Below are 14,332 nucleotides of genomic sequence, written 5' to 3'. Positions count from 1 at the left end.
GTTCGCCACAGCAGAACAAAATGCCTAACTGTTCTGTCTGTTGAGATTGCATCCTACGCTCTGGAGAAGACATCACCACTCCCTATCCCCACCGCACAGGAGATCACCATGAGGACCAGCACGCAGGGCACCACCAAGCGCAGCACGAGGATCACCGGCCGGACCCGCTGGTTGGCACCCCTTCTGGCCGCCCCACTGCTGCTGTCCTCCTGCGGGGGCGGCGGCACCTCCGGCCCACAGGACGGCGCACCGGCAGAGGACACGGGCAGCACTGAGAGCACCACGGGGACCACCGGGACCACAGCCGTCCGCGTGGCGGACACCGCAGGGATGCCCTCGGCCTTCCTGCAGTACGGGGTGAACGAGGGCTTCTTCGAAACCGAGGGGCTGGACGTCACCGTGGACGTCAGCATCGGCGGAGCAGCAGCCGTGCCCGCCGTGGTGAACGGTGAGACGCAGTTCGCCGGGTCCAACACCGTCAGTGCCATCCTGGCGGCCAGCAAGGGGCTGCCCATCACCATCGTGGCGGCGGGCACCCGCACCGTGGCCGACCCCGCCGAGGACTTCGCCCGCATCGTGGCCTCCAGCTCCAGCGGGATCGAGGACGTCTCCGACCTCGAAGGAGCCACCATCGCGGTGAACACGTTGGAGAACATCAACGACGTGGTCATCATGACGCTGATGGAGGACGCCGGCGCGGACCGCACCCAGGTCAAGTTCGCAGAGATGGGCTTCTCCGACATGCTGCCGGCGGTAGCCAACGGCCAGGTGGACGGCGCCCTGCTGATCGAGCCCTTCGTCACCATGGCCGTGGACCAGGGGGCCGTGGAAGTGGCCAGCCCGTACGCCGAGTCCCGGGCGGACATGATGGTGGGCACCTACATGACCTCCGAGGACTACGCCGCCGAGAACCCTGAGGTGGTGGAGGCGTTCCAGCGGGGCATCGACGCCACCGGCCAGGCCATCGCCGAGGATCCGGACGCGTTCCGCGAGGCCCTGCCCGAGGTCACCACGATCGAGCCCGACCTCGCCGGTCAGATCCACCTGCCCGTCTGGAACGCCACCGTGGACGAGGAGACCCTGCAGTTCCTCAACGAACGCATGGTCCGCTACGGACTCCTGGACGAGGAGATCACCGTGGAGGACATCGTCACCCCTGCGGCCCACTGAGCCCGAGCACACCCGCGAACCACACCCCGAGAGAAAACAAGGACCCCGAAGATGACCAACCCAGCTTCAGCCCCCCGCCCCTACCGACGCATCGCCACCGAGGAGGCCTGGGCGCCGCCGGAGATGTTCGACCTCTTCCGCCAGATCCTGAGCGAGAACCCCGAGGACGACCCCGGCTTCATGAGTCTGATGGGTTACTACGCCCTCGGTGACGGAGACCGCCCGCGGTTCATCCGCGAGCGCATGGTGGACACCGAGGGGATTCGCCTGCAGGAGATGGACGCGGCCGGCGTCGACCATCAGATCCTGGCTCTGACCGCACCGGGGACCAATCCCCTGGCCGCCGCCCAGGCGACCGACCTGGCACGCCTGTCGAACGACCATCTGGGGGCGATCGTCCGCAACCGCCCAGACCGGTTCTCCGGGCTGGCCGCCGTGCCGTTCACGGCACCGGACGCCGGCGCCGCCGAGCTGGGACGGGCCGTCACCGAGCTCGGACTCAAGGGCGCGATCCTGAACTCCCACGTGCGGGACCGCTACACGGACGCCCCCGAGTTCCTGCCGTTCTACGAGGCGGCCGAGTCCCTCGGGGCGCCCGTCTACCTGCACCCGAACGCCCCCTCCGCCGGCCTGTTCAAACCCCTGCACGATCGGGGCCTGGACGGCTCGATGTACGGCTTCGGCGTGGAGACCGGCCTGCACCTGATGCGGCTGGTGGTCTCCGGGGTGTTCGAGCGCTTCCCGAACCTGAAGCTCGTGGTCGGTCACCTCGGTGAGGCGGTGCCGTTCTGGCTGAACCGGATCGACTACATGTACGGCAAGCAGGTGGCCACCGGCCGCTACCCGCATGTGAAGCCACTGCCGCTGAAGCCCTCGGAGTACATCCGCCGCAACGTCTGGATCACCACCAGCGGCATGCCCTGGGAGGACGAGATCATGTTCGTGCGGAAGATGATGGGCGCGGACCGGGTGATGTACGCGATGGATTACCCGTACCAGTACGAGCCGTCCGAGGTGGAGCTTCAGGACAACCTGCCGCTGACGGACCAGGAGAAGTTCGAGTTCTTCGAGGGCATCGCCACCCGGGTCTTCAACCTGGACCTCTGACCCTGCCGCCCCACCAAGGGGTGTGGAGGGGGGGGTCTCAGCCAGCTGTCTCTTCCACGGGCAGGCAGTCCTGGGCCAACCGGACCACCGCCGCCGCCCTCGAGGTGAGGGGCAGCCTCTCCGGCCAGGCCACCATGACCGGCTCGGACTCCGGTTCCGGGGTGATCGGCCGGAAGGCGAGGCGGCGGCCCTCCCGGCTCACCTCCACCCCGGAGTGCTGGTATTGCACGGCGAATCCCATGCCGCGGCCCACCAGTGAGTGCACGAGCTCGAAGTTCGTGGTGCGGTGCGCCACCCGGGGGCGAATCCCGCGGCTGCGCAGCAGCTGCAGCGTGTTCTGGCCGCTGGGTGGCAGGTCGAAGAGCACCAGCGGCTCCCCGTCCAGCTCCGCCAGGTCCACCGCGGCCCGGCCGGCGAGCCGGTGGGACTCCGGCAGGACCACGGAGGGCGGGGCACCGTACAGCCGGCGGACCGCCAGGCCCAGCGGCAGCGCCACCTCATAGGCGATGACGCAGTCCAGCCGACCCTCGTGGAGTTGGCCCACGAGGTCCTCGGTGGTCCCCTCCGTGATGGACAGCTCGATCTCCGGATGCCGCTCCGCCAGCCGCTCCCACAGCTCGGGAACCACAGTGGCCGCCAGGGTGGAGTAACAGCCGAGGGCCACCGGCCCGGACAGGTTCGTGCCGTGGTCCCCGACCGTCAGCTGCAGATCGGCCGCCTGCCGCAGCAGGGCCCGCGCCCCCTCGACCAGCTGTATGCCGGCCGGGGTGGTGGTCACCCCGCGGGCGCGGTGCCGCACGAGCAGGGTGACCCCGAGTACCCGCTCCAGTTCGCCGACCGCGAGGGAGACGGCATTCGGCGTCACATAGGCGTGTTGCGCCGCGGCCGTGAATGAGCCGTGCTCCGTGGCGGCGACGAACAGCTCGAGTTGGCGGAGGGTCAGTTGCGGCCCGGCCTCGAGCATCGCCTCGAGTTCCATAACGCAGTTCTCCTTGGGATGATTGGCTCCAAAAGAGACTTTACAGACGATATGGCGTTCACCACACTGGCAGTAACAGGTCTGTACTCCCATCTGAGAAGAGGAATCATGGTCGACCATCTCGAAGACGCCATCGCCCAGGCCGGAGGCGCCGTCAACCTGCTGTGGGAGTCGCAGTCTCCGCCCGCCGTCGTGCCCCATGTGGTGCCGGAGTTCACCAATTGGCGGGACGAACAGCTCGCCTGGCGCCGCACCGCCGTCCTCTACGACCAGTCCCACCACATGGCGGACCTGAACATCAAAGGTCCGGATGCCCTGAGGCTCATCAGCGACACCGCGGTCAACTCGGTGGCGAACTTCCCGGTGGAGATGGCCAAGCAGTACGTGGCGGTCAGCCCCTCCGGTCACGTGATCGGGGACAACGTCCTGTTCCACCTCGAGGAGGACGAGTACCAGGCGGTGGGCATCCCACCCTCGATCAACTGGCTGCAGTATCACGCTGAGACCGGTGGGTACGACGTCGAGGTCTGGCGCGATGACAACTCGCTGTACCGCAAGGGTGACCCGCGGCTCTACCGCTACCAGGTCCAGGGGCCCGGCGCCATGGACGTGATCCAGGCCGCGACGGGGCAGGAGCCTCCCACGCTGAAGTTCTTCCACATGACCCGCCTGACGATCGCCGGCAAGGAGGTCCGCGCCCTGCGGCACGGCATGGCCGGGGAGCCGGGGCTGGAGCTGTGGGGCCCCTGGGAGGACAACCAGGCCGTGCACGCCGCCCTCCTCGAGGCAGGCCAGCAGTTCGGCCTGACGCAGGTGGGCGGCCGCGCCTACCACACCAACGCCCTGGAATCGGGCTGGCTGCCTCGGCCCCTGCCGGCCATCTACTCGGGGGACGAGCTCAAGGGCTACCGGGAATGGCTGAGCTCGACGTCCTATGAGGCCACCGCCCCACTGGGTGGCTCGTTCCACTCACAGGACATCGCGGACTACTACGTCACGCCCTATGAACTCGACTATGGGCGGATCGTGAAGTTCGACCACGACTTCATCGGCAAGGAAGCCCTCCAGGCCATGGAGCAGGCGGGCACCACCACGCGCCGGAAGAAGGTCACGCTGGTGTGGAACGGGGAGGACACCGCGAAGGCCTACGGTTCCATGTTCCATCCGGGCCCCGGGGCCAAGTTCATCAACCTCCCGATGGCCCTGTATGACACCTTCCACTTCGACCGGGTCGAACAGGACGGCCGGGCGGCGGGCTTCTCGACCTGGACCGGGTACTCGGCCAATGAACGCGCCATCCTGTCCCTGGCCATCATCGATGCCGACCTGGCGGAGCCCGGCACCGAGCTGACCCTGCTCTGGGGCGAGGACACCCCGTCCTCGAAGGCCCAGGTGGAGGACCACGTGCAGGTACCGATCCGCGTCACCGTCCAGCCGGCCCCGCTGACGGAGAAGGCACGCACCAGTTACCGGGCGGACCAGCCGGCCTGAGGCCGGACGGACCGCCTGACAGCCGGATGGCCGGACGGCCGGACGGCTCAGCGAACCGCCCAGAGATCGATCAGCACGCGCTCCGGCTCGCGGCGGCCCGAACCGATGACCACCGTGGAATCCAACCACGCCCATCGTTCACCGGCCACCTCGAACCGGGGCGCGCAGCGGAAGTAGATCCGCTCGGCAGGCACCCGCTCGCCGCGGGCGAGAGCGGTGATGTCCTCCGCCGAGCCCGTGCGGTAGGCGGCGTTCATGACGTACAGCCGCTCGCCGTCGTCGGTCTCGATGACGTAGCGCGCGTCCAGGTCCGAGGAGGTCTCGGACTGGATGAGCTGGAAGTCGGCCCCACCCGTCAGGACGGTGCCGTTGAGTTCCGGTCCCGTGACGGTGCCACCGGTGATCGGGATGATCCGGCGTTGCCCGCGGTGGGTACGGCCAACCTCCACGGGCGTGTCCACCTCCACGGCCACGGTGGCGAGGAACTCGAGCCGGGGCGGGGCGGGCTGGGTCGGGTCGACGGGGCGCGTGGGATCGGCGGAGCCGGCGGAGCCGGCGAGAAACTGTGACATGCCCTACATGCTAAAGGGCAGGGCAGCGCCCGGAGATCACACACCCGGAGTCACCACCTCAGGAACCCAGCTGGCCCTCCGGGCGGGGCGCGTCGCTCACCACGGGCGTGGAGCCGGTCTCACTGCGTGACCGCCGCGGGCGGGCGCCGTCGGTGTTCTTCTCGTCGGCGTTGCGCTCGGGCGGCTGGCCGCCGGAACGGGGCTCGCCCTCACCGGCCCATTGCCCCCCGCTACGGTCCCCCGCCGAGTCAGTCTCGCGCTTGGCCCCCACCGGAACGGCATCCGAGCCTGCCTCCGCCGGGGTGGCGCTGGCTGGCGCGGCGCTGGCCGGCGCGGTGGTCACCGCATCCCCCGAGCGCAGGGTAGAACGCAACTCCCCGAGGGACATGGCGGAGGTCTGCACGTCCAACTCATCCCGCCACTGCGGGTCGGCCTGCGTCAGGTAACCCACCGGGGCACGCTCGCCGAAGTGGTCTGCGTCAGCCTCCTTCCAGTCCGCAGCCCAGCCCCGGGGCGGCTCGTTGAGCAACTCGTCCTCGCGCAGCCAGTGGTAGATCGAGGCGTAGGAACGGGTGTTCAGGTGGTCCACCCGCCGGCGGAGCATGCGCGTGTTCAGTTGCGAGGGATGGTTCAGTCCCATCGAGGCCATGATCTGCACCGCCTCGCGGACGGTCAGCTTCTGGTAGTTGTGCACCCGCTTGGACTTGTCCTCCACGTCCAGGGACCGCACCAGGCGGGGGTCCTGGGTGGCCACGCCCACCGGGCAGTGGTTGGTGTGGCACTTCTGGGCCTGGATGCACCCGGTGGCCATCATCATGGCCCGGGCGGACATGGTGAAGTCGGCCCCCTGGATGAGGCGTTTGACGATGTCCGAGCCGGACGCGACCTTGCCCGCCGCACCGATCTTGATCATGTGCCGCAGCCCGGTGCCCACCAGGGCGTTGTGGACGAGCATCAGCCCCTCGGTCAGCGGGGTGCCCACATGGTCCGAGTACTCCAGCGGGGCGGCGCCGGTGCCACCCTCGGAACCGTCCACGATGATGTAGTCCGGGGCGATCCGCTCCTCCCAGATCGCCTTGCACATGGCCAGCACGTCCGTCCGCGAACCCACACAGAACTTGATGCCGATCGGCTTGCCGCCGGAGAGCTCGCGCAGCTGGCCGATGAACAGGACCATCTCCCGCGGGGTGGAGAACGCGGAGTGGGAGGCCGGCGAGATGCAGTCCACGCCGACCGGCACGTCCCGGGCCTCGGCGATCTCGGCGGTGACCTTGGGCCCCGGCAGCACCCCACCCAGGCCCGGCTTGGCCCCCTGGGAGAGCTTGATGGTGATGCCCTTGACCTCGGGCAGGGTGGCCTTGGCGGTGAAGGTCGCCGGATTGAAACGCCCCTCATGGGTGCGGCAGCCGAAGTAGCCGGAGCCGATCTCCCAGAACAGGTCCGTCCCGTTGCCCTGGTGGTACTTGGTGAGACCGCCCTCGCCGGTCTCATGGACGAACCCGCCCATCGCCGCACCCTTGTTCATGGCCATGACCGCGTTCTTGGACAGCGAGCCGAAGGACATCGAGGAGATGTTCATCAGGGACAGGTCGTAGGGCTGGCGGCAGTCCGGCCCGCCGACGCGCACGGTGGGGATCTTCTCCGGCGGGGGGACGGGCGCGGTGGAGTGCAGCATTGAACTCGTAGCCGATGCTGCCGGTGTCCTTCTCCGTGCCGAAGGGCTTGTGGTCGTCCGCTCCCTTGGCCCGCGAGTACACGATGGACCGGGTATCCCGGTCGAAGGGGCGCCCGTCATAGTTCCGCTCGATGAAGTACTGCTGGATCTCCGGCCGGATCGATTCCAGCAGGTAGCGGGCGTGCCCGATCACCGGGAAGTTCCGCAGGATGGCGTGCCTCTTCTGGGTCAGATCCCAGATCGCGAGGATCGCCAGCAGCACGGCGATGACGCCGAGGAAGATCCATGCCCAGAACCCGACCAGATAGGCGATGACGAGGACCAGCCCGAGTGTGGCCAGCCCCCGATGATGAGGAGGCGGTTGTTCATACCCTCCATCCTGCACCCCTGTGACACAGATCGCACGGCCGCAGCACGGCTGGTGGTGCGGACGGCGCTGGACGTCGCCGCGCCTTCGAGCCGAGCCAGCGGATCGGAAGGGGCACGACGACGGCGCGCGGCCGGCGTCGTTCATCTCACCTGGGTAGCCCTACCAGCGGTGCGGGGCCGGCCTCCGGGTGCCCGGCAGGGCGATGTTGCCGCGCCACTCGTGCAGCCAGTCCGGGACGGTGAAGTCCTCGGGCAGGGCCTGGCCCAGCTCGGTCCGGACGACGTCGAGGACCTCCTCGAGCGCCACGGCACCGTGGGAGTCCACGAAGCGGGTGGCCAGGTAGCCCCGGGCGTAGACCTCGTCGTCCCGGACGAAGCGCTGCTCGATCCAGATGCACTTCTCATCCACCCCGATGATCCGGGTCTCGAGGCTGAAGCGCTGCCACAGCCGGATCGACCTGCGGAAGGAGATCTGCTCCGACTGCACCACGGGGGTCCACTGGCGCTTCCTCATCAGGTCCCAGAAACCGCTGCGGGCCAGCAGGTCGAACCGGCCCAGGTCCATGAGGGAGAAGTACATCCCGTTGTTGACGATCATGGCGAAGTCGATGTCCGTGGGCAGCGCCTTCAACGGCAGCGAGGAGGTCTCCCAGACGCTCAGCTTGGAGCGGCGGCGGGCCTTGAGGAGCACCAACAGGGTGCGGAAGATCAGGTGCATGGCTCCATCATGTCACGCCAAGTTACTGACCAGTAGTTCGCCAGTTCGCTGGCGGACGCTCAGGCGAAGGCGCTGAACCCGGTGAGGTCGCGGCCGATCAGCAGGGCCTGGACGGATTCGGTGCCCTCATAGGTGTGGATGGCCTCGATATCCATCTGGTGCCGGATGACGCCGTTCTCCAGCAGGATCCCGTTGCCGCCGAGCATGTCCCGAGCCTCGGAGGCGATCATCCGGGCGGTGCGGGTGTTGTGGTATTTCGCCAGGGACGCCTGGGTGGGGCGCAACCGGCCCTCAGACTCCAGCTGCGCCAGGTTCACGCAGTACATCTGCATGGCCACCAGGTGGGAGAGCATCCGGGTCAGCTTCTCCTGGACCATCTGGTGCTGGGCCAGCTTCTTGCCGAACTGCTCGCGCTGCTGCGAGTAGGCCAACGCGGACTCGAAGCAGGCGGTGGCATGGCCCAGGGCCGACCAGGCGACGCCGGCGCGGGTGGCGTAGAGGACCCGCGAGGTGTCCTTGAAGGAGTTCGATCCCGGCAGCAGGGCATCCGCCGGAAGCTCCACGTCATCCAGGTGGATCAGCGCCTGGTCGATCGCGCGCAGGGCGCCCTTGCCGGAGATCACCTCGGCCCGGTAGCCGGGGGTGTCCTGCGGGACGAGGAAGCAGCGGACCTTCCCGTGGTCCTCCTCCCCGGGGGATTCCACCCGCGCCCAGACGAAGGTGATGCCGCCGGAGGCACCGTTGCCGATCCATTTCTTGGCCCCGCGCAGGGTCCACCCCGCGGCGGTGCGCGTGGCCCGGGTGGCCAGCCCGGAGGAATCGGAGCCGTGGTCCGGCTCGGTCAGCGCGAAGGAGCCGAGCACCTCGCCGGAGGCCAGTGGCTTCACGTACTGCGCCTGCTGCTCCCGACTGCCGCAGTAGACGAGGGTCCGCAGGGCCAGTCCGCCCTGGACGGCGATCACGGTGCCGAGGGAGCCGTCGACGCGGGAGACCTCCATGTTCACCAGCCCGGTGGCCAGCGGGGAGAACTCCTCCAGGTCCGGGTGGACCAGCCCGTCGTTGAACAGCTGGTGCTCACCCAGCGTCACGGCGGCCTGGACCGGGTAGAGGTGCCGGTCCCAGCCCTCCGCCATCTGGGGCGCGACGGCGGCCGCGGCCTTCCGCGCCCGGTCCCAGATCGCGCGGTCCGCGGCCGGGATGTCCCGGAACGCGTCGAAGTAGTCGATATCCAGCGGGCTGATCACGTCATAGGCGGGCTCGGTGGCGCCGGGGAACGGGGCTGACGGGGAGGAAGCGGAGGTCTCGGTCATGGGCCCATAGTAGGCGACACTCAGTTCCATGTGCAATGGTACGGAGTGTCAGAACGGCTGGGGGGTCGGCCGCTCGTCAGGCCTCCGCGTCAGGCTTCCACGTCCAGTGCGTCGCGGACCCGGCGCAGCACCTCGCCGGACGGCATGGTCACAGGGAAGCTCGCCACCAGGACCTGGGCGGGGGCCGTTTCCGGGCCGTCACCGCGGCCCGGTCCGGCGGCGGCCTCCGCACCGACACCGAAGCGCAGCCGGACCCGCGTCAGGGCCCGGCCCAGGGCCGCCGCATGGCGGTCGCGGACCTGCGCCGCCGGTTCGCCCGACTCGGTCCGGACCGCCTGGCGCAGGAAGTGGTTGTGCGTGGCAGTGACGAGGGCGGCGAAACCGATCGCGTCCACGAGGTCCAGGCCCGGGACGCTGCGCCGCAGGTAGTCGGAGAAGAGCCGCTCGTATCCGCGCTCGGTGATGATCTCCCGGTCACGCAGGGCCCGGACGGCCAGGACCTGGGTGTAGCGGCGGCGGGCCAGGTCCAGGTCTGCGGAGAGGTGTGCGAAGACGCGTTCGGAGGCCGAACACACGGTGGCCCAAGGGTCGGCGGATCGGCCCGAGGTCGGGCCCGAGGTCCAGGCGGCAATCCGTTCGACAGCTTCGGCCGCGGCCGGCTCCTCGGCCCAGGCCTGGCCGTCCATCCACGCGCCGAGTTCCTCGATGAGCCGAGGGTGGTCGGCGAACACCGCATCCTCCTTGCCACCCACCTGACGGAAGTAGGTGGACCGGGACATCCCGGCGGCGCGGGCCAGGTCATCCACGCTCGTGCCCTCGAAGCCGCGCTCGCTGAACAACTCCACGGCGGCCTCGACCACCTGCGAACGGACCTCAACGGAGCGTGACACCTCGACCATGCGCCCGACTCTATCCCCGCCCCGCCCCGAACATGAGAGCGGCAACTGTCGATCTGCCCGGCGTGTTTCGACGTGTACTGCGGCGGTGATCTGGGGTGGTGGGGTCAGAGGAGATGCTCGGTGAGGTGGTCCGGGGTGCCGAAGCGGTGGGCCGTGACGGAGATGGCCTGCTCGTGCACGAACGGCAGCAACTCCACGTCACCGGCCGAGACCACCGGCCCCGCATACACGGCCACGTCCGGGGAACCACCGAGCGCCTCGTGCAGCGCCAGCAGGTTGCCGCGGGAGGCCTCGACACCGGGGTCGCTCCAGTCCTGCACCAACCGGATTCGCGGGTCCCCGGCGCCCGGCGCGGACGGCGGCAGCCCGGTCAGCTGCGCGGCCCGGGCGTGGAACGCCGCGGCGTCCTCCACGTGCACCACCACGTCCGGGTCCCCGGCCAGCAGACGCCCGACGCCGGCCGGCAGCCTCTCCGGAACGCTCACCGAGAGCTCCGCCCCGGCACGGCGGCCGGCCATCAGCACGCGCAGCAGGTGCACCAGCGGGCCCGACTCCCAGCGGACGGTGACCGGCACCGGGAGGTGGCGCAGCACATTGCGCTCGGCCATCAGCCCGGAGATGTCCCGGGCCACGCCGAAGGTCTCGCGCCACGCGGTGTCGTCCAGAGCGGCGGCTCCCACCAGCCAGTCCAGCTCGGCGGCATCCAGTCCGGCGGCCTCGGCCAGCCGCAGGCCGGCCCCGGACGCGGCGGAGGCTGCGGTGGATGCCGCGGTGGAGGCCCCGGTGGATGCCGCGGACGCGGTGGAGGCTGCGGCGGGCCACACTGATCCTGCCGCGCCACGCTGATTATCGCTGTGGCTCGACAGGATGCCTGTGGTCTGCTGGTCCGACGCCGGACCAGACCCGCCAGCGGACGCCGCAGGGCCGCCGTCGTGGGCCGGCGCGTCCACCTGCGCAGCCACCGGCGCATCCGTCCACGTGCCCAGCCCGTGCAGGTAGTGCGGGCCGCCGGCCTTGGTGCCCGCGCCGACGGTCGAGCGCTTCCAGCCACCGAAGGGCTGCCGGCGCACTATGGCCCCGGTGATCCCCCGGTTCACGTAGAGGTTGCCGGCCTGCACCGTCTCCAGCCACTGACCGATCTCGTCCGGGTCCAGGGAGTGCAACCCCGAGGTCAGCCCGTAGTCCACGGCGTTGACGAGCCCGACCGCGTCCTCCAGGGTCTCGGCCGTCATCACGCCCAGCACGGGGCCGAAGTACTCGGTCAGGTGGGCGTCCGATCCGGGGCGGACGCCCGCGCGGATCCCCGGGCTCCACAGCCGTCCCGTGTCATCCAGCGGCTGCGGCTGCAGGGCCCAGCGCTCCCCCTCGCCCAGCTCGGTCAGTCCGCGCCGCAGCTTCTCCCCGGGCTCCTCGATCACCGGTCCCATCTGCGAGCGCGCATCCTCCGGGTAGCCCACGGTCAGTGAGTGCGCGGCGTCCAACAGCTGGCGGTGGAAGCGCTTCGAGGTGGCCACGGAGCCCACGAGGATCACCAGCGAGGCGGCGGAGCACTTCTGCCCGGCATGCCCGAACGCGGAGTTCACCACGTCCTTCGCGGCCAGGTCCAGGTCGGCGCTCGGGGTCACGATGATCGCGTTCTTGCCCGAGGTCTCGGCCAGCAGCGGCAGGTCCTTCCGGAAGGAACGGAACAGCTTCGCCGTGTCATAGCCGCCGGTGAGGATGACCCGCTCCACGTCCGGGTGGGTGATGAGCCCCTCGCCCAGTTCGGCCTCACGGTCCGGGTCGATGCTCACCAGACTCACCAGGTGCTCGGCGGTCCCGGTCACCCGTTCCTCGGGCCAGTCCAGCTGCCGGAGTCCCACCGTCAGGCCCTCGCGGATGGCCTCGTAGGCAACAGCCCCGGTCCGCACCGACTGCGGGGCGGGTTTGAACACCACGGGCGCACCGGAGGCCAGCCCGGCCAGCACGCCACCGGTGGGGATGGCCACCGGGAAGTTCCACGGCGGGATCACCAGCACCAGCTTCGCCGGGTGGTACTGCGCCCCCTGCACCTCGTCCAGGCCGCGGGCCAGCCGCCCGTAGTACCGGGCGAAGTCGATGGCCTCGGAGACCTCGGGGTCCCCCTGGTCCAAGGTCTTGCCGGTCTCCGCGGCGGCCACCTCGAGCAGCGCACCCCGGTGCGCCTCCAGCGAGTCGGCCACGGCATGCAGCACCCGCTCGCGCTCGGTCCCCGTCAGGGTCCGCCACGCCTCACCGGCGGACACGGCCTGCCCGACGGCGGCCCGCACCTGTTCCGGTGAGGTCACCTGCGCTGCGGCCACGGTCTCGATCCCCCGCGTGGATCCCGGGATGGCGGCGGTGATGGCCCGGCCCCAATCGCGGTTGGCGGCCAGGGACGGGTCCGTGTCCGGGGTGTTGGCGAAGCCGTCCACCGGTTCGGGGGCCGGTCCCCGAGCCACGTCAAGATCCGCCGTGGATGTAGCGCGCTGCCGGTTCTGGCTCCGGGCCGGCGTCGGGATCTCGGTGTCCAGGTCCTCGAGGGACGCGTGGAAGCGGGCCTCCTCGCGGGCGAAGAGCTCCGGGTCCGTGTCCAGCTCGAAGACGGCGGACATGAAGTTCTCCTGGCTGGCCCCCTCCTCGAGGCGGCGGATCAGGTAGGAGATGGCCACGTCGAACTCGTGCGGGTGGACCACGGGGGTGTAGAGCAGCAGCGAGCCCACGTCCTGGCGCACGGCCTCGGCCTGGCCGGTGGCCATGCCCAGCAGCATCTCGAACTCGACGTCCGGGGCGCGGCCGCCGTCCTCCCAGCGGGTGCTCAGGCCGCGCTCCCGCACGAGCAGCCAGGCCAGCGCCACGTCGAAGAGGTTGTGACCGGCCACGCCGACCCGAACATTGCGGGTGCGTTCCGGCGTGAGGGCGTAGTTGAGCACACGCTTGTAATTGGTGTCCGCGGCCTGCTTGGAGTCCACAGTGGCGGCGGGCCAGCCCGTGATGGAGGCCTGCACGTGCTCCATCGGCAGGTTGGCGCCCTTGACCACGCGGACCTTCAGCGGCGCCCCACCGGCGGCCACCCGGCGGGCGGCGAACTCCTGCAGGCGGATCATGGCGTCCAGGGCATCCGGCAGGTAGGCCTGCAGCACGATCCCCGCCTCGAGGTCCCGCAGGGAGGGGGTGTCCATCAGGGCCATGAACACGGCCAGGGTCATATCGAGGTCGTGGTACTCCTCCATGTCCAGGTTGATGAAGGTGGGTGCTGCGGGGGTTCCGGCGGCACCGGCCTGGGAGGCTGCGAGCTCGTAGAGCGGCAGGAGGCCGGCGGTGACCTCCTCGACGGCCTCGTTGAAGGCCCAGGCGCTGTGGGGGGCGGTGGCTGCGGAGACCTTGACGGAGACGTAGTCCACGTCATCGCGCTCGATCAGCGCGCGGATGCCGTCCATCCGCCGGTCCGCCTCCTGCTGGCCCAGGATCGCCTCGCCGAGCAGGTTGATGTTCAGGCGGATGCCCTCGGTCTGGAGCTTCGCGATGGCCGGACCGAGTTTGGCGTCCGTGGCGTCCACGATCAGGTGGGACACCAGCTCACGCAGCACCTTGCGGGCCGCGGGCACGGCGATCGGGGCCAGCGCGGGGGCCAGCCGCCCGCCGGCGCTCATGGCCGAGCGCATGTACCAGGGCAGGAACCCGGGGGTCTGCGGAGCCAGGTCGGCGAGCGCCTCGGCCGCGATCTGCTGGTCCTCCGGGCGGATCACGCGGTCCACGAAGCCCACCGTGAAGTCCAGCCCCGCCGGGTCCTTCAGGACGCCCGCCAGCTGCTGGGCCGAGAAGTTCGAGGGGTGCTTCCGGGCCTCATGGAGCCAGGCCTTGACCTGCTCGACGGCGGCCGGGGCCAGGGTGCGCAACTCGTCAGGGTCCGGGATCGCCGGGTTCAGGGTGCTCATGCAGCCATTGTTCTCGGTCACACCGTGCGTGACCAGCGAACGTTTCCGCACGGTACCCTTCGGATGACCCGAATGATCTCGGAAAGCTGCCGGGAGATGCCGGCGGG

At 69.8% G+C, this 14,332-nt stretch carries 9 protein-coding genes and 1 pseudogene; 3 read left to right on the top strand and 7 right to left on the bottom strand.

Translation table 11 applies throughout. The features are described from left to right. The first annotated feature begins 108 nt into the window (after positions 1-108). Together ACSU1G_RS22875 and ACSU1G_RS22870 are read left to right on the top strand one after the other, a co-directional pair. Positions 109-1,170 carry an ABC transporter substrate-binding protein gene (locus tag ACSU1G_RS22875; RefSeq protein WP_439282326.1) on the top strand — a complete coding sequence of 354 codons (1,062 nt, stop codon included), beginning with the start codon at positions 109-111 and terminating at the stop codon, positions 1,168-1,170. Positions 1,171-1,221: 51 nt separating this feature from the next. Beyond that, the gene (locus ACSU1G_RS22870) at positions 1,222-2,277 is read left to right on the top strand and encodes an amidohydrolase family protein (RefSeq protein WP_439282325.1); all 1,056 of its coding nucleotides are present in this window, start codon (positions 1,222-1,224) and stop codon (positions 2,275-2,277) included. 37 nt (positions 2,278-2,314) lie between these two features. Here the strand turns inward: ACSU1G_RS22870 and ACSU1G_RS22865 are convergent, their stop codons facing one another. Continuing rightward, positions 2,315-3,256, bottom strand: coding sequence for a LysR family transcriptional regulator (locus ACSU1G_RS22865; RefSeq protein WP_439282324.1), 942 nt, complete (start codon positions 3,254-3,256; stop codon positions 2,315-2,317). Between the two features lie 108 nt (positions 3,257-3,364). Between ACSU1G_RS22865 and ligM the strand changes: the two genes are divergently transcribed. Further along, positions 3,365-4,747: a vanillate/3-O-methylgallate O-demethylase gene (ligM, locus tag ACSU1G_RS22860; RefSeq protein WP_439282323.1), complete on the top strand. Its 1,383-nt coding sequence runs from the start codon at positions 3,365-3,367 to the stop codon at positions 4,745-4,747. 47 nt (positions 4,748-4,794) lie between these two features. On the opposite strand, the gene ACSU1G_RS22855 is transcribed toward ligM, so the two are convergent. From ACSU1G_RS22855 to ACSU1G_RS22830, 6 genes and pseudogenes are all read right to left on the bottom strand, one after another. Further along, a complete protein-coding gene (locus tag ACSU1G_RS22855; RefSeq protein ID WP_439282322.1) occupies positions 4,795-5,319 on the bottom strand; it encodes a DUF3237 domain-containing protein in 525 nt (174 codons plus the stop codon). A 58-nt stretch (positions 5,320-5,377) separates the two neighbouring features. Beyond that, positions 5,378-7,363: pseudogene (locus tag ACSU1G_RS22850) on the bottom strand (FMN-binding glutamate synthase family protein). Positions 7,364-7,523: 160 nt separating this feature from the next. After that, positions 7,524-8,081, bottom strand: a complete 558-nt coding sequence (locus ACSU1G_RS22845) for an acyl-CoA thioesterase (protein WP_439282321.1) — start codon at positions 8,079-8,081, stop codon at positions 7,524-7,526. Positions 8,082-8,140: 59 nt separating this feature from the next. Next, a complete protein-coding gene (locus ACSU1G_RS22840) occupies positions 8,141-9,391 on the bottom strand; it encodes an acyl-CoA dehydrogenase family protein (protein ID WP_439282320.1) in 1,251 nt (416 codons plus the stop codon). An 89-nt stretch (positions 9,392-9,480) separates the two neighbouring features. Then, positions 9,481-10,290, bottom strand: a complete 810-nt coding sequence (locus ACSU1G_RS22835; protein ID WP_439282319.1) for a TetR/AcrR family transcriptional regulator — start codon at positions 10,288-10,290, stop codon at positions 9,481-9,483. 104 nt (positions 10,291-10,394) lie between these two features. Continuing rightward, entirely contained in the window at positions 10,395-14,225 is a 3,831-nt protein-coding gene (locus ACSU1G_RS22830; RefSeq protein WP_439282318.1) for a bifunctional proline dehydrogenase/L-glutamate gamma-semialdehyde dehydrogenase, read from the bottom strand. Between the last annotated feature and the right edge of the window lie 107 nt (positions 14,226-14,332).

The sequence above is a fragment of the Microbacterium sp. A93 genome (assembly GCF_051842835.1).
This window is presented reverse-complemented; position numbering and strand designations above follow the sequence as displayed.

What these genes read in the sequence shown, in the direction of transcription:
- ACSU1G_RS22875 (WP_439282326.1), top strand. Translation starts at nt 109, where the DNA reads ATGAGGACCAGCACGCAGGGCACCACCAAGCGCAGCACGAGGATCACC.
- ACSU1G_RS22840 (WP_439282320.1), bottom strand. Translation starts at nt 9,391, where the DNA reads ATGACCGAGACCTCCGCTTCCTCCCCGTCAGCCCCGTTCCCCGGCGCC.
- ligM (WP_439282323.1), top strand. Translation starts at nt 3,365, where the DNA reads ATGGTCGACCATCTCGAAGACGCCATCGCCCAGGCCGGAGGCGCCGTC.
- ACSU1G_RS22865 (WP_439282324.1), bottom strand. Translation starts at nt 3,256, where the DNA reads ATGGAACTCGAGGCGATGCTCGAGGCCGGGCCGCAACTGACCCTCCGC.
- ACSU1G_RS22835 (WP_439282319.1), bottom strand. Translation starts at nt 10,290, where the DNA reads ATGGTCGAGGTGTCACGCTCCGTTGAGGTCCGTTCGCAGGTGGTCGAG.
- ACSU1G_RS22830 (WP_439282318.1), bottom strand. Translation starts at nt 14,225, where the DNA reads ATGAGCACCCTGAACCCGGCGATCCCGGACCCTGACGAGTTGCGCACC.
- ACSU1G_RS22870 (WP_439282325.1), top strand. Translation starts at nt 1,222, where the DNA reads ATGACCAACCCAGCTTCAGCCCCCCGCCCCTACCGACGCATCGCCACC.
- ACSU1G_RS22855 (WP_439282322.1), bottom strand. Translation starts at nt 5,319, where the DNA reads ATGTCACAGTTTCTCGCCGGCTCCGCCGGCTCCGCCGATCCCACGCGC.
- ACSU1G_RS22845 (WP_439282321.1), bottom strand. Translation starts at nt 8,081, where the DNA reads ATGCACCTGATCTTCCGCACCCTGTTGGTGCTCCTCAAGGCCCGCCGC.